Genomic DNA, 16,107 nt, shown 5'->3' with positions numbered 1-16,107 from the left:
TAAACCGTTGTGTATGAGGAGTTTTCCTTCATCCAAAGGGGAGATCTGTGGCATCCAAAAATAGGGGCCCCAGTGTTCAAAACGGGGAATCCAAAACTGGGGGGCGGCCTGACGCTCACGCCGGCTCGACAGTGCCGCGCAGGCAGTTGGGGCGGCATCTGCGGGAGCTACGACAGGAGTCCGGGCTCACGATCGCGGAGGTTGCTCGGCTCATCGAGCGCGGCGCCGGGACGGTGCAGCGACTCGAAACCGGTACCCCGCATCGCATCCGACTGCTCGACATCGAGGCGCTGTGCCGCGTGCTGCACGCCGATCGAACGATGACCGATGCGCTGATGGGGTTGGCTCGGCAAGGCAACGACCGGAGCTGGTGGCACGAGTACGGCGACCTCATCCCCGAGGGCTTCGACGTGTACATCGGGCTGGAGGCAGCTGCCGCGTCGTCGACCTCCTACGGCATCATCGTTCCGGGCCTGTTGCAGACGCCGTCGTACGCCGAGGTCATGATCCGCACGGCCTATCCGGACAACGAGTCCTCGGAAATCTCACGGCGGGTGCAGATGCGGCTGCACCGACAGAAGCTCGTCACCCGGACATGGCGACCGATGCACGCCACAGTGCTGTTGGATGAGCACGCGGTCCACCGGGTTGTCGGGAGCCCGGCGATTATGTCGCAGCAGCTGCGGCACCTCGCCGACCTCAGCACCCGGGACAACATCGAGGTCAGGGTAGTGCCGTTCACCGCTGCATCTCCGCTGGGAGACGTGATCGGCCCCTACTTCATCCTTGACTTCGCGCCGGACGCGAAGGGCACGCGCGAACCGTCGGTCGTGCACCTCGAAAGCTTCACGGGGAGCCTGTATCTGGAGCAATCCGAAAGCGTGGAGCGTTACCGGATGGCGCATCGTGAGCTGACCCGCGTAGCGTTGAATCCGCAGCAGACACGTGACCTGCTCAGGCAGGCGGCAAGGAGGTATGCGCGATGAACTTCGCCGGTGCCCATTGGTTCAAGTCCTCCAAGAGCGGCGACAGGGACTGCGTCGAGGTCGCCTTCGTGGACGCTCAGGTCGGTGTCCGGGACTCCAAGAACATCGCGAGCGGGCACCTGACCTTCTCTGCCCACGCCTGGGACGCATTCACAACCGGTATCGCCCGCGGTGACTTCGACCAGGCGTAGCGGCACGACCGGAGCCCGGTTCCGCGTCCAGCGGGACTGGGCTTCTGCCTTTCTCTGCCATAGACATCCCCATTCAGCACACTCTGAACGTGAGGTCTTCGCGATCGCCGCTGGGCCTGCACTCCCCGATCCGAAGCTTCGCCCCGACCAATCTTTCGGCAACTCAATGCTTTCCGGTGCATCAAGGGACAGAGCTCTATGATTCGTGACGGGAACCATCGCGTGCGCTGGACCGTCGGGAGGGGATGTTCGTGCCGGGTGTATCTGGACCAGTGGCGCTGGTGGACCGTGTCGATGAGATAGCGACACTGCTCTCGGAGGTCGATCGTTCGGTCGAACTCCGGCAGGCGAGCGTGATCGTCCTCCGCGGGGAGGCCGGGGTCGGCAAGACGAGCCTGTTGGCCGGATTCGCACACGAGGCGGTGCAACGTCACAGCTCAGTGCATCTGCTGGCCGGCTACGGCCAGGCGATGCTGAACTCCTTGGCTTCCGATTCGTTCCAGGCTGTGCGCGAGTGCTTGAGATCGTTGGCTTCGTCGGCGCAGCGGTCCGGCTCGGCGTCCCGGTGGCAGCGGGTCGCGCAGTCGTTCAAGGAGAACGCTCCGGATTGGATCGAGTCGGTTCCCGTAGTGGGCCAGGTGCTGGCAGCAGGTGTCCGAACCGGCCAGTCCTACGCCGCGAGCGGTGGCGAGCGCACCGAGATGGACAGTCGTCTCGACCAACTCCTTCTGCTCATCGAGGACATCGTCACCGATACGCCGCTGGTGATGGTGCTCGACGATCTGCATTGGGCCGATACCGCAACAATCGACCTTTTGACGGCGGTCGCGCTGCGGGTGCGCGGCCCGCTGGTCCTCGTCCTGGCCTACCGGTCCGATCAGCTGAAATCCACCGACCAGACGCATCCGCTGCAGCGCACGGTCTTCAAACTGTGCAGGTACCGTCCGGATACGCAGGTTATCGACCTGCCGCGCCTGTCCCCGCACGACACCGAGGAGTTGGTGCGCCGGACCGTCAGCAGGTCGAATGTTCCGCCCGGTGCGGTGTCTCAGATCGTCCGGTTGAGCGCGGGCAATCCGCTGTTCGCGGAGTCGCTGGCCCGTGTCGACCACCGGAGCGGGCATCGTCCCCCCCAACAGATCACCGCGGTCATCGAGGACCGGTTGTCGTATCTGTCGGCAGACGATCAGCGGTTGCTCGAAACCGCCGCATTGATCGGCTACAACTTCGAGGTCGACTATCTGGCGCAACTGGCCCGGATCGACGTCGACGATGTCTACGAGCGGCTACATGTCCTCTTCGATGAACACGACCTGGTTCGCCCGGCCGAACAACGAAGCGACCTCGACCGCTATCGCCTCCACCATCCGCTTTTCGCCCAGATCCTGCGCGAGCGCGGCGCCGCGAACGGCCCCCGCTGGCGTCGGCACCACGCCCGACTGCTTCAAATCATCGAGTCCGAACCCGACTGGGACGAAGAGATGTACGTCCGAGCGGCAGCCGTAGCCGTCGAAGCATCCAACCGGGAGAAGGCCGGTCCGCTTGCTCTTCGAGCGGCCCGCCGCCAGTTCGCACTGGGCGCCGTATCGAAGGCCCTCGATCTCGCGCGCATCGCCGTGCAGTACGACCCCTGTTTCGCCACACACGCACTGCTGGCCGAATGCCTCTCAGCCGGCGGCGATCACATCGCCAGCGTGGACGCCTGTGCGGCGGGTCTCGCAACGGCCACATCCGCCGAAGTGCCCCTCACGGACGTGGCGCGACTGCGGCTGCTGTGGGCGCGGAATCTGCGTATGACCTGCCAATGGTCTCCGGCAGTCGAGGCACTCGACCAGCTGGCGGCCGACCACCCCGAGCCCGGCGAGGTCCTCGCCGAAACCCTGAATCTCTACGCCGAAGTCGCACTCTGCGGGCCGACCCAGGACTGTGAACGATGCATCGAACTCTGCGATCAGGTAGCGGCGATGTCCACCGACCCCGAAGTTCGGTCACGCGCGTTCGGCCACCGCGGGCTGGCCCATCTGGCCGCCGGCCAGCCGACAGAAGCTGAGCGGTGGCTGCACCGGGCGATCGACGTTGCCCGCTCCGCCGGGCACCCATACGCCGAGTACGAGGCCGTCCACTGGCTGAGCAAGAAGACGATCGCGTGCCTGGAGATCGACCGGTCCGCCGAACTCCTCGCGCAACTGCGGGAGATGTCGCAAGCCTCTGGCGTGGCCAGCGAGAACCCACCCCATGTCCGTGACCTCAGCCGTGTCCTCGGATTGCGAGGCGATCTGCCGGACGCGGCCAACGCCTTCGCGGTGTTCGCCGACATCAGTCAGACCACAGCCGCTGGACTGGTCTCGACCACTCTGGCATGCCAGCTATCGGAGATCGAATCGCTATCGAGCCCGGCCGCGGCGGAAGAGTTCCTCGACGAGATCCATCGCGCGGCCGGCGAGGACTTCCTGATGCCAAACTCGCGCGAACTGCTGCAAAGCCTCGTCGAACGGCTCCGCTCCCGGCCGCCGGGGTGGAGCCCGGTCGAGTTCGCGGCCATCGAGATGGGGGTGGCCATCGACGATGCGCGGGCAGCCGACGCAATCTTCCGGTTCGACATACCGAGCCTGACGCAGCTGAGAGCCCGGCCGGTATGAACCTCACCGCCATCGAGGAGTTCCCACTCCGTACTGGCCTCACCCAATTCAACCACGCGTCCTACGGGCTGAGTTCACTGCGAACGATCGCCGAAGGCGAGCGGCTCCGCCGCCGCATCGAATCCGACCCGACCCGGCACCTCGGCGCCGAGCTGACCGAACAGCTCACTGCACAGACCGAACTCGTCGCCCAAGTTCTCGACCTCGAGCCCGCTCGACTGACGCTGTGCGCGAATGCCACATCAGCGGCGGCGGCGATCACAGCCTCGGTGCCGCTGTCACCAGATAGCACCGTGGTCGTGCTCGACGTCGAGTACGCGTCGATCCGCCGAGCATGGGAGGTCGCGTGCGCGAAAGCCGGTGCACGGCTGACGACTGCAACAATCCTGACACCGGTCGAGTCTGCGGCCGACGTAGTCGCCGCTCTCGATCGGCAGATCGCGGGTCCGGTCGACTACCTGCAAGTCAGCGTGATCACCTCCTCAACCGCGATTCACCTGCCCATCCCGGCGCTCAGCGAATGGGCAGTGCAGCGTGGAGGCCAGCTCGTTCTCGACGCCGCCCATGCGCCGGGGCACCTGCCCCTACCAGCCGATATGTGGGGTGCGATGGCCGCCTTCGGAACACTGCACAAGTGGTTTCCGACTTTACGGCCGGTCGGCTTCCTCTGGCTCGACTCCGACTTCGATGTGCGACCCGCCGAAGTGTCGCTGACGTGGGACTCCCCTGATCTCGGCGAGCGATTCGCCTGGCCCGGGACCTTCGATCCGATACCCCGACTCAGCGTGGACACAGCGCTCGGACAATGGCTCGAATGGCACGCCGACGGTCGACTCGCCGCCAGCGAAACGTTGACCGACACCATCGACCGGGCAATGGTCGGCATCAGCGCCAGGCCCACCGCCGCACCACAATTCAGACCACCACGAATGCGGTCGTTCGTGCTCGACAGGATCACCGCGCCCCAGCTCAAAGAAGCCCTCCAGAAGGCCGACATCCGAGCCTGGGTCGGCCACGGGACGGCCGGCGAGTGCCTGCTTCGCCTCGCGACGCACATATACAACGATGAGAACGACATCGATCGTGTCACCAGCCGGATCCAGGAGGTGCTGTCTCGATGAACGTCCCTGCAATCCCCGAACGACTGAAAACCGCCGTCATCTTCCTACGCGGCGAAGAAGACGGCCGCGCCTGGCTCGACACTCTGCCCGCCCGGCTCTCCCACTACGCCGAGCACTGGGAATTGGACATAGCGGGCATCGCAGATAACGGCGCAATGTCGTGCTGCGCGTACTGCACCCAAATCGAGACCGGCCGAGCCGCGGTACTCAAGATCCCCGTCGACACAGCGGCGGGCAACACCGAGTCGCGGCTCATCGACCGCTGGGCCGCGGGCGGCGCAGCCCCATCGGTCCTCCGCCACGACGCAGAGACCGGTGTCTTCCTGATGACTCGCATCATTCCCGGCACCGTCGCCTGGCCCGGTGGCGATCCCGCCGAGTCCGCGAGTTTCGCAGCGCTGCTCGACCACCTCAACCACCCGAGTCTGCCTGAACCGCCGAACCTGCGAGACCTCGCCGAGGTGATCGAGATGCGTATCGGGTGGACGCGCGAGCGCTTCAACGACCCCCGATACACAGAGGCAATCGAGCGCATCGACGGTCACCGGCAGCTCGCCGACGCGCAAGCGGTCGCCGACACCCTGTTAACGACCACCGTGGAGCACCGGGTACTCCACGCGGATCTGCAAGCCAAGAACATCTTGCGCGGCCCCGAGCGTTGGTACACCATCGACCCGCTAGGCGCCATCGGCGATATCAACGCCGAAGCGGCACTATGGGTGGCAATCCAGGACGGGCCGCGCAGTATCGCCGAGCGGCTCGACGACCTCGCCGGCCACCCGCTGCTAACCGACCGGCTGCGGGCTTGGACCTACGTCCTCGCCGTCGCGGAGTACCGACCGTACCTGCCCGCCTCCGGCGAACGGATCGAACGCTTCATCACCGACCTGGACCGCGGAATCCGCGAAGCGATCCGGTGACCCGCGAACGTCCCATCAGCCGTTCGCGACTTCAAGTAGATCGTCTGGGTTCCAGACCTGTTTCGCAATGGCGCTATAAAGTTCGCCGCGCTCAACCAGGTCCGCTGCCTTAAACTGCTCGCAGGGCCTGAACGGCAGGGACGCTTTTCTAATGAAGGTCAGAAATCCTGGATTCTTTTCGTACGAAAGCGGATGCAAGCTGGAGGCAAGCAAGTTCTCTTTGAAGTAGTGCGGCAACTTCTTCTCGTAAGGGTCGTCGTTGTAGCTGGCATTGAATTGCTTCGGCAGTAGTAGCAAGCCCCCGATGCGGTTGCGGTGGCGTCCGAAGTCAGCTGTATTGTTGAACTCATCAGTGTGCCGTTCAGCATGATCGGCCCATACGTGCTCGACCTCGTACTTCACCTTTGCTCCGTTGGTCAGCTCGATGTAGTTGGACGCCCGACCGGAGCCAATAGTGATAAAGTCGGTCAAGCGTGCAAGGACCTTATGCAGCTGACTGCGATTCTGCTGGTGGACATATAAACCGTCGAAATCGAAGGATTCATCGATCCTGACGAGGTAATCGCGAAGTACCTTCGCCAACTCCCCCGGAGACTTTCCCCGGATGTCGCGCATCACTGTGAACATAGCGTACTGCATCGTGGAATAGGCCGTGGCCCGGGAGTTCCAGATGCGACGAGCAAGCAGAATGTCGGTAAACCGCCCTACTAGCTCCAGCTTCAAGTCAACGACTTGCCCGGAGTCGCCTACGCGAAGTGAAGCGAGAAGCAGTTGGTTCTGCAACGTGAACCCCAGGTCAGCGTTGAAGCGGATAAATCGAAGCGGGCTTTCCGGCCGGAATGGTCCTTTCGCAGCCTCAAGGATGCGCCCGTACTGGTGACCGTAGAAGTCTAGATCCCGCACGACGAACTCGTAGTATGCGTCACGTGAGGTTAGCCCGGCCTGAAGGTGTGCACTCCGAAGCCAACGATGGAACTCGGTGCCGATCCGGTCCCAGTCCTCTGGCCTCGCGCCCTTCTTGCGTTCGCGAATCTTGGTGGAGTATTGGCTTCGCAACCACGTCTTCAGGAAGTCGGAGCCTGCATCCTCGTCCTGCTCATCCAGGATGCGGAGTCGTCTGCGCCACAGATTGTTGGCCTTGGTGCGCGGCGTGCCGTCCTCCATGTTGGCGAGCAGGTAGCCCTTAAGCATGTCGGCCGGGGTGAGCTTGAGCCCGCGATCGTTCATGGTTTCGAAGATTGCGTAGGCGTCGTCGTCGCTGTAGGCGGTGATCTGCACGAGCTGGACCCGATCCTTGACCCAGTCGATGAAATATGGAAGCACGTCCCCCTTCAGCTCCTCCGGGAACAGACCGTCAAGCTCGGAATAGCGGGCGACCAGAGTGTGGACAGACTCGGGGGCGTCGGTCCGCGGGTCGAAGTCACCATGTTCGAACAAGGCCTCCATGCAGTCGTTGCGGTCAGAAACGTCAAGGTTGAAGGATTTTTCGCCGAATTTCTCCGAGTAAATCAGCTCGTCGATGCTCACGACTTCTTCGCGGTCTCGCTGAAGTCGCCGAAGATAGGTCAGGACGAGGGTCAAGCTCGTGAGGCGCTGCTGACCGTCGACTACGAACGGCTGGCTGCCCTTCTGGGAGACGATGATCGACCCGAGGTAGTAGCCGGGATACTTGGCCACGTCCCTGCGAACGTGGTCAGGCTCGTAGAGGGCGAGAAATTTCCCCGTGAGATCGGAGACCAGCTCGGCGAGCTGCTTGGCTTCCCACTTATATTCACGCTGGTAATAGTCGATAGAGTACTTCTTCTTCTCCAGCACTTCTGAAACGGTCTTCGCGACACCATCGATGTTGCGGTCGACTTCGTTCATGCTTGGCCCCCTTCGATCTTAGCGATCAGGTCCTTCTCGTTGTAATCCTCAGCGCACCGGCGATCGAGTTCATCGAAGACGATGCCCATGCCCGTGGCTGTTCGAGCCGCGGGAGGCGGATCGACGAACAACAATAGCTGGACGAGGACGTCGTTGCTGCCCCGGCCACGACTCCTCAGATTCCGCTAGCACCTTGGCCCCACTCGACGTCGAACTACACAGCAACTACGTGCTACTCGCGGCGCCCAGCATCTTCCGGTCAATATCCGGGCAGCACGGACCCTCGCTCGGAATGGGTCTCGCAAGCCTGCCGTACGGATACTGCCCTTCTCGACGAAGAAGAACTTCTCCAATTCCGCCAGAGGAGTTGATCAGTTAAGCACTCCGGTATATCAGCCCAGCGATTAGGTCTATCCTTTGAAGAAATCTTGATTGATGACTCATCGCTGATGACGTGCGTCAAGTAATGACATCTGATTCGTCGAGCACCTCGTCGATGAGGCGGGATGCTTGGTCAAACAACCGGCCTGCCTCAGCCATCGTATCCCAAGCTTGCTCAACAGCTGATGAATCTACAAGCCTTCGAGGCGGTAGCAGTACACGCTTGAGGTCATTCGGATACAGCGCATCGACAACAGATCCACAACACAACGCCGCGATCTGAATTTGCACTATGTCACTCGCGAACGCGGCCCAGAGCCAGCCAGGCTCAACCGTAGAACTAGGCAAAAGACGTCCAACATGCCCGGACGCTAACCACCCTTGCCTGTCGTTTGTAACCATGGCGGGATACCCAAGACCTTCTCCCGCTCGCCCGTCGGCCTGGAATACGACGCTTTTGGGTTGCAACTCAAACCCTCCGGCAGCCTGAGCACTGCGTTTTGAGAGATGCTTCGCTGCGACAACATCCGCTTGCAAAATTTGCCTTCCCGACAGAAGTGGCGTGCCATGCCCCGGGTCTACATACACCATCTTGTGCCTGCCAGCTGGCTTAACTACGTCAGCTGCGTCCTCAAGCGCAACACCGTCCTCAAGTAGCGCACGGACATCGCAAACAGCACGCGAGTGAAAAGCAGCGTCAAATCGGCTTTTGAGAGCCTGCGAGTGCGCCGACCAGCTACTCATCGATTTACTGCCCAAAACCGGGAAATTCGCATTAACCTTTCCGACGGCCGAGTGTAAGACACTTCGAGCAGATCCACGCAGAGAGACCGCTTTGCGCACTAGAGAGACGACTTGCACCTCAATTGAATCTATAAAAGGAACAGCGATACCAGAAACGTGGTCAGGCGAAATATGGCTGATTACAGACCCGCCCAGCTCGCCCCTCAGTATTCTCTGCCCCATGACCGACCGCAAGAAAGCGAAGCTATAGTAACGCTCATGCTCGTTTTCGATTCTAATGCGGATCATATCGTCCGACACGGCAAACTTAGCAAGATATTCGTCAGCCAGCGTCACCGGTCCCAAATTTCTTCCCGACCGGGTCTGAAGAATATCGTCGGCACTAATCAGATAATCTTCAGAATTCTTGGTTCGATGCCGCGATATGCGATCTGTTTCAGGGGGCAGGTATTCGAATACATCATAAGGCCTGAGGTACGGAATCGAGTCTTCCGAAACAGTGGCTGGCACTTTCTTTATTCGGCTGGGCATAGTAGCGCAACCCATCTTTGATATCAGCCTCGCATGCGCCGCTGTCGAAATTCTTTCTCGAAGCTCTACCGCGCCATTGACAGCGTACGGCGCATCGAGGCGCCCAGTTGCACGAATTCTGCTCGACGCAGTGGTCGCGAACTTCATGCCTGACTCGCCAGCCAGTCACGGTAAGCGTCTGCAACATCCGGAAGATCATCATCCACTTGCTTTTCGGTTACTGTCACAGTCTCAAATACCTCCCCGCCAGATTCCTGATCGATCTGCTGAAGCTGTTCAGTTCGCAATACAAGTACCTCTTCGCCTTCAGGCGTTCGACGGAAAATCGTATTTCCACGCTTATCATGACCGATTTTCTCAGCAATAGCCATAAATACGGGGTAGTCTAGCCCTTCTTTAGCCGCAACGGTTTCTTCCTCCGCAGATAACCGTCGCAAGAGAACCATCGATGTTTGCGTGTCGTTTTTGGGCTGGAAAAGCTCGCGATTCATATCTACCACGGCGAGAACCTGAGCTCGACTCAAAATCCAACGTCTCACATAGGTCAGTCCAGGATTGTTCAGGATGCCGTTCGGAATCACCATGGCCATACGGCCAGTACCCGGGCGCAGGAGCTGCAGACACCTTTCTACGAACAAAATCTCGGGCGGCTGCGATCTCTGCATGACAGGCACATTGAACCGATCTCGTCGAATTGAGAACTCGCCGTCCGGTCCTTCATCCCATACAGCTGCAAGTTCATACTGAGCTAGTACTTCTTCGTCGTCCACGGGAATATTCGCACCAAATGGCGGGTTTGAGACGATGACGTCAACACTGGCAAGAGGAATTCTCTGCCGAAGATCCGGATTCCACGCGTGTGGATTCAGCAAGGTATTCGCCTGCCAAAGCCCCCCCGAACCATCATTGTTCATGACCATGTTCATTTTAGCAGCGCGCACTAAGGCAGGGTTGAGATCAATTCCAAAAACACACTGAGAAAGATAGTCGGTCCGCCTACGGTACAGCTCCTGCCGTTCAAGATCAGAACCATTTGAGGGATCAAGCCACTGGTTACGTTGATCCCTCTCTATTGCGGCGAGAGCGTGATTCATGGCTGTGATCAAGAATCCACCCGTACCACAGGATGGGTCCAAGACTCGCTCCATTGGCTGCGGATCAAGCATCTCTACAGCCATGCGACATGCGTTGCGAGGCGTAAAGAACTCGCCGCGATCTCCTCGAAGGTTGGAGCCGACGATCTCCTCGTATGCCACTCCCTTAACATCGACAGGAGACAGAAGAAGAGAGAAATTCTGCAGCTGAGTAACCACATAGGCAACGACAGCAGGACTGAGGTCTATAATCTCGTCGCGCGGCTCGAAGATACCGGGATATTTGCGAACAACTTTGTCCTTGAACAGGCTCTGAATGCGCTTCTTGGCCGAACTAGCGAGAGCAGTGTTGGCACGTTCACTGGGTGTTGCGTAAAAATTGATTTTAGGGGATCGTTCATCTTCAATTTTCGTGAAGATGATCTTCAACAGTTCCCAGAATGCTTCTGTCTTCTGCTTTCCTTCATGTGCAGCGATATAGTTGTGGCAGCGACGAAAAGCGAAAAGGAGGTTGTCAGCTGTAGCAACCACGAGACTCTTACGACTGGGCCGCTGAGCGTCCTCTTCTGATTGCGCATGAGCGGGTATTTCGATGATCTCCTCGAAAACCCACCCGCCGGAACTGCTGGGCCTTTTAGCGAAGCAGTACCGATCGTCTCCATTAGTCCACATTCCATATTCAGCATTCAGGCAGGCTGCCATGTAGGAGTGGAGTTGCCCAATTCCCTCGGTACGACTGGTCGCTTTTGTCTCAGGACGTTTAGTCTCGATAATTACACGAACATTCGCTTGAGTGTGAGCATTCCCTGCCGTGAATACCGCGATATCGATTCGCTTCTTCGAACTTCCCACCTTGATCGGGAACTCAGGTTCACAGTCAGCGGCGGGATACTTGTACTGTCGCACCAGGGCTTTCTCAATGTTCTGCCGAACATATTCCTCGGGAGTATCGCTGACGAGATTGCCAGTGAGGAAGTCGGCACGCTTGCCCTTCGGAACCGAGCCTGCTGGAGTCACTGAGGGCGTGGCCATGGCGGCCGGCAGACGAGTCATGGGTACATCATGCCGCAAGCAACAACTGGCGCTGATCTTGCCGCCCGAATCTTAAGGTGCTTCCTCTCGACACCTTTCAGTGTGGTTCAGTCGAGCACACTCATCCTACAAGCTCTCTGGGGCTCACAACGGAACGTGACGTACAGACTCCCCTGCTGCGTCGCAATGTCGAGGCTGAGGGATCAGCACCAATCGATTGAAGCAAGTTCACCGCGATTGAAACCGCTCCTATGCACACGTCTACGGTCCCCTGACTGCTCGCAGGGGAGCACATCTAGACGCCAGCCTTGGATCAGGCATGGACGTCGTGTACGCACATCCCATATGGCCATAACTGATCTGCGCCTCGGGATGACAGGTTAGGCTGACGTCAGCCGGGTTGCGGCGGCGGCGATACGTTCATCGGCAGCTGTGAGTGCCACGCGGACGTGCTTAGCACCGGCCGGACCGTAGAAGTGACCGGGAGCAGCAAGAATGCCGAGATTGGCCAGCCAGTTCAAGGTGGTGCGCGAGGGTTCACCTCGGGTGGCCCAGAGGTAGAGGCCAGCTTCGGAGTCGTCGATTCGGAAACCGGCGCCTTCCAGCGCCTTTCGCAGGACCTCACGCCGGGTCCTGTAGCGCTCGCGCTGGCGCGATTCGTGTGCGTCGTCACCGAGGGCGGCGGTCATGGCGGCCTGGATCGGGAAGGGGACGATCATGCCGGAGTGCTTGCGCACTTCGAGCAGTTCAGCGACCAGCTCGGGATCACCCGCGACGAACCCGGCCCGGTAGCTGGCAAGGTTGGACGTCTTGGAGAGGGAGTGCACGGCCAGCAGGCCGGTGAAGTCGCCGTCGCAGACCTCGGGATTGAGTAGCGAGGGGGCTCGGCCTTCCCAAGTGAGGCCCAGGTAGCACTCGTCGGAGGTGACGATGGCGCCGCGTTCGCGGGCGAAGGAGACGACCTTGCGGAGGTGGTCGACGCCGAGCACCTTGCCGGTGGGGTTCGACGGGGAGTTGATGAAGATCAGCGCCGGATTCCGCGGCCCGATCTGGGTCAGAGAGTCAGCACGGAGGATCTCGCACCCGGCCAAAAGCCCGCCGACCTCGTAGGTCGGGTACGCGATCTCGGGAATGACCATCAGGTCCCCGGCACCGAGACCAAGCAGCCGAGGCAACCCGGCGATGAGCTCCTTGGTCCCGATCACCGGCAGAACAGCAGCTGGAGACAACCCGGTAATGCCGTACCGACGTTTCAGAGCCTCCACTGCGGCAGCTCGCAACTCGGGCGTCCCGTGGGTGGTCGGATACCCAGGAACCTCGGAAACCGAAGCCAGCGCGTCCCGGATGAGCGGGTCGACCGGGTCGACCGGCGTCCCGACGGACAGATCGACGATCCCGCCCGGATGCGCGGCAGCCCGAGCCCTGGCCTCGGCAATCGTGTCCCAGGGAAAATCGGGCAGCAAGCTGCTGACCCGGTTACGCAGAACCACGCTCATTCACCCATCGGCGGCAGCGCCTTGATGAACGGCGGATCGGACTCGACCAGCCCGACCTTCGTCGCCCCTCCCGGCGACCCCAGCTCATCGAAGAAGTCGACGTTGGCATTGATGTACCCGGACCACTGATCCGGCGTGTCGTCCTCGTAGAAGATCGCCTCGACGGGGCAGACCGGTTCGCAGGCACCACAGTCGACGCACTCGTCGGGATGGATGTACAGCATCCGGCCGCCCTCATAGATGCAGTCCACGGGGCATTCCTCGATGCAGGCCTTGTCCTTCACATCGACGCACGGTTCCGCGATGATGTACGTCACTGCCGTTCTCCTAGTCTTCCGCACTCGGGGAAATCTCGCCCGCACCAGTATCCCGGCAGCCTCAACGCTACTCGTGGTGAGCCTGTCCTAACTTGTGCCGCTCAACCCACCGTGAGCGGGAGCACAGCGGGGCGGTGGGGTGGGACGCCGTAGACGGTGGTGCGTTCGCGGACCGGTCGGCCGATGCCTTCGCCGATCTCGTGGAGCTCGGCGACGGTCTTCGCCGAGCCGTGCTGGGAGCCGGCCATGCGGGAGATGGTCTCCTCCATCAGGGTGCCGCCGAGGTCGTTGGCTCCCCCGTTCAACATGACGCGGGTACCCGCGGTTCCGAGTTTCACCCAGCTGGTCTGGATGTTGTCGATGCGGCCGTGCAGCATGATGCGGGCCAGGGCGTGGGCTGCCCTGTTGTCGCGGACGGTGGGGCCGGGGCGGGCGGCGCCTGCCAGGTAGAGGGGGGCGCTCTGGTGGACGAAAGGCAACAGGACGAATTCGGTGAAACCGCCGGTCTCGTCCTGGATTCCGCGGAGCACGTTCAGGTGGCCGACCCAGTGTTTCGGGTTGTCGACGTGGCCGTACATCATGGTCGAGCTGGAGCGGAGGCCGACCTGGTGGGCCGTCGTTATTACCTCGATCCAGGCGGAGGCGGGGAGTTTGCCCTTGGTGAGGACCCAGCGGACCTCGTCGTCCAGGATCTCGGCGGCGGTGCCGGGGATGGTGTCGAGGCCGGCCTCCTTCAAGGCCACCAGCCAGTCGCGGATGCTCTGGCCGCCGCGGGAGGCGCCGTTCACGATCTCCATCGGGCTGAAGGCGTGGACGTGCATGTCGGGGACGCGCTTCTTCACGGCGCGGACCAGGTCGGCGTAGCCGGTGACGGGGAGATCCGGGTCGATGCCGCCCTGCATGCAGACCTCGGTGGCGCCGTCGACCCACGCCTCCCAGGCGCGGTCGGCTACCTCGTCGGTGCTCAGGGTGAAGGCGTCGGCGTCGCCCTTGCGCTGGGCGAAGGCGCAGAAGCGGCAGCCGGTGTAGCAGATATTGGTGAAGTTGATGTTCCGGTTCACGACGTAGGTGACGTCGTCGCCGTTGGTGTCGCGGCGCAGCTGGTCGGCGAGGGTGGTGACGGCTTCCAGGTCGGGGCCCTCGGCGGTGGCGAGGGCCAGGTACTGGTCGTCGGTCAGGCCGGCGGGGTCGGCTTCGGCGGCGCGCAACGCTGCGAGGACGTCGGTGCCGAGGCGCTGGGGGGCGACGGCGAGCCCGGCGGCGTGTTCGCGGATGGTGTCCCAGTCGCCGAAGGCGCCGACCAGGTCCTGGTCGAGGCCCGAGTCGCTGCGGGATTCGGTATTGCGGCCCTCGGTGTCGATGGCGGTGTTCAGGTTCACGCGGCCCGTCGAATCCCAGGACTCGTCCGGCTCCTGCCAGGGGCGGCCGATGACCTCGGCGTCGGGGTTCGCGAGGCCGGTGGCGGGGTCGGTGAGGGCGGCGACGTGGACCGCGATCCTCGGGTCGGTCCACGGGTTGCCCGCGCGGACATACCTGGGGTGCGCGGAGGTGCGTTCGACCAGCTCGAAGCCGGATTCCGCGGTGATCTCGCGGAGGGTGTCGAGGTTGGGCCAGGGGCGTTCGGGGTTGACGTGGTCGGGGGTGAGCGGGGAGACGCCGCCCCAGTCGTCGATGCCGGCGTCCAGCAGGTCGCGGCACTCCTGGGCGGAGACCAGGTTGGGCGGGGCCTGCACGTGCACGTCGGGGCCGAGGAGCAGGCGGGTGACGGCGATGGTGGCGCGGAATTCCTCGAGGCTCGCGTCGGGGGTGTCGCGCATGGCGGTGTCCGGCTTGGCGCGGAAGTTCTGCACGATCACCTCCTGGATGTGGCCGAACTCCTTGTGCTGCTTGCGGATCGCCATGATGGAGTCGGCGCGCTCGGGGATGGTCTCGCCGATGCCGACCAGGATGCCGGTGGTGAACGGGACCGAGAGGCGGCCCGCGTCGGTGAGGACGCGCAGGCGCACCGCCGGGTCCTTGTCGGGGCTGCCGTAGTGAGGCTGGCCCTTCTCGGTGAAGAGGCGGGTGCTGGTGGTCTCCAGCATCATGCCCATGGATTGCGCTACCGGCTTGAGGCGGGAGATCTCGGCCCAGCTCATGACGCCGGGGTTCAGGTGCGGGAGGAGGCCGGTCTCCTCCAGGACCAGGATGGAGACGGCGCGCAGGTAGTCCAGGGTGGAGTCGTAGCCGCGCTCGTCCAGCCACTGGGCGGCCTCGGGCCAGCGGGCCTCGGGGCGGTCGCCGAGGGTGAAGAGGGCCTCCTTGCAGCCCAGTTCGGCGCCGCGGCGGGCGATCTCCAGGACCTCGTCGGGTTCCAGGAACATGCCCTTGCCCTCGGCGCGGAGCTTGCCCGGCACGGTGACGAAGGTGCAGTAGTGGCATTTGTCCCGGCACAGGTGGGTGAGCGGGATGAAGACGTTGCGGGAGTAGCTGATGGTTTTCGGGCGGCCCGCGGACTCCAGGCCGGCGTCGCGGACGCGGGCGGCGCTGGTGGTCAGGTCTAGCAGGTCGTCGCCGCGGGCATGGAGCAGAACCGCGGCCTCGTCGACGTTCAGGGTCACCCCGTCGCGGGCCCGGCGCAGCGCCCGGCGCATGGCCGAGGCCGTGGGCGGGGCGGGCGGGACGGCGGGGTTCGGAAGGTCGGTCACGTCCTCGATCATGCGCTACCCATCCCGAGCTGTCTCCTCCGTGTCGTCGACACACGAGTGCTTCCGGGTGGCAACCCGGGGAACCGGCGCGGGTATTCCCCG

11 protein-coding genes are annotated in these 16,107 nt (G+C 62.3%); 5 read left to right on the top strand and 6 right to left on the bottom strand.

Going from position 1 to position 16,107, the window contains the following annotated elements; genetic code table 11:
- Nucleotides 1–131 precede the first annotated feature (131 nt).
- From ACFO0B_RS01535 to ACFO0B_RS01515, 5 genes are all read left to right on the top strand, one after another.
- A complete protein-coding gene (locus ACFO0B_RS01535) occupies nucleotides 132–986 on the top strand; it encodes a helix-turn-helix domain-containing protein (RefSeq protein ID WP_378610427.1) in 855 nt (284 codons plus the stop codon).
- Nucleotides 983–1,177 carry a DUF397 domain-containing protein gene (locus ACFO0B_RS01530; RefSeq protein WP_378610426.1) on the top strand — a complete coding sequence of 65 codons (195 nt, stop codon included), beginning with the start codon at nucleotides 983–985 and terminating at the stop codon, nucleotides 1,175–1,177. Before ACFO0B_RS01535 ends, ACFO0B_RS01530 begins: the two co-directional genes overlap by 4 nt.
- 272 nt (nucleotides 1,178–1,449) lie before the next feature.
- Entirely contained in the window at nucleotides 1,450–3,816 is a 2,367-nt protein-coding gene (locus tag ACFO0B_RS01525) for an ATP-binding protein (RefSeq protein ID WP_378610425.1), read from the top strand.
- On the top strand, nucleotides 3,813–4,937 hold the full coding sequence (locus ACFO0B_RS01520; protein ID WP_378610424.1) for an aminotransferase class V-fold PLP-dependent enzyme: 1,125 nt from the start codon (nucleotides 3,813–3,815) through the stop codon (nucleotides 4,935–4,937). The genes ACFO0B_RS01525 and ACFO0B_RS01520 overlap by 4 nt, the downstream gene beginning before the upstream one ends.
- The gene (locus ACFO0B_RS01515) at nucleotides 4,934–5,857 is read left to right on the top strand and encodes an aminoglycoside phosphotransferase family protein (RefSeq protein ID WP_378610423.1); all 924 of its coding nucleotides are present in this window, start codon (nucleotides 4,934–4,936) and stop codon (nucleotides 5,855–5,857) included. The genes ACFO0B_RS01520 and ACFO0B_RS01515 overlap by 4 nt, the downstream gene beginning before the upstream one ends.
- Nucleotides 5,858–5,872: 15 nt before the next feature.
- On the opposite strand, the gene ACFO0B_RS01510 is transcribed toward ACFO0B_RS01515, so the two are convergent.
- From ACFO0B_RS01510 to ACFO0B_RS01485, 6 genes are all read right to left on the bottom strand, one after another.
- Entirely contained in the window at nucleotides 5,873–7,723 is a 1,851-nt protein-coding gene (locus ACFO0B_RS01510; RefSeq protein WP_378610422.1) for a DUF262 domain-containing protein, read from the bottom strand.
- Nucleotides 7,724–8,182: 459 nt separating this feature from the next.
- Nucleotides 8,183–9,358, bottom strand: a complete 1,176-nt coding sequence (locus tag ACFO0B_RS01505) for a hypothetical protein (RefSeq protein ID WP_378610421.1) — start codon at nucleotides 9,356–9,358, stop codon at nucleotides 8,183–8,185.
- A 164-nt stretch (nucleotides 9,359–9,522) separates the two neighbouring features.
- The gene (locus ACFO0B_RS01500) at nucleotides 9,523–11,526 is read right to left on the bottom strand and encodes an N-6 DNA methylase (RefSeq protein WP_378610420.1); all 2,004 of its coding nucleotides are present in this window, start codon (nucleotides 11,524–11,526) and stop codon (nucleotides 9,523–9,525) included.
- A gap of 359 nt (nucleotides 11,527–11,885) precedes the next feature.
- Nucleotides 11,886–13,001, bottom strand: a complete 1,116-nt coding sequence (gene dapC, locus ACFO0B_RS01495) for a succinyldiaminopimelate transaminase (protein ID WP_378610419.1) — start codon at nucleotides 12,999–13,001, stop codon at nucleotides 11,886–11,888.
- Nucleotides 12,998–13,318, bottom strand: coding sequence for a ferredoxin (gene fdxA / locus ACFO0B_RS01490; protein WP_378610418.1), 321 nt, complete (start codon nucleotides 13,316–13,318; stop codon nucleotides 12,998–13,000). The genes dapC and fdxA overlap by 4 nt, the downstream gene beginning before the upstream one ends.
- A 101-nt stretch (nucleotides 13,319–13,419) precedes the next feature.
- Nucleotides 13,420–16,017 (bottom strand): bifunctional FO biosynthesis protein CofGH, encoded by a 2,598-nt coding sequence (locus ACFO0B_RS01485; RefSeq protein WP_378610417.1) that lies wholly within the window; start codon nucleotides 16,015–16,017, stop codon nucleotides 13,420–13,422.
- Nucleotides 16,018–16,107: the final 90 nt, after the last annotated feature.

The sequence above is a fragment of the Nocardia jiangsuensis genome (assembly GCF_042650385.1).
GTDB lineage: Bacteria > Actinomycetota > Actinomycetes > Mycobacteriales > Mycobacteriaceae > Nocardia > Nocardia jiangsuensis.
This window is presented reverse-complemented; position numbering and strand designations above follow the sequence as displayed.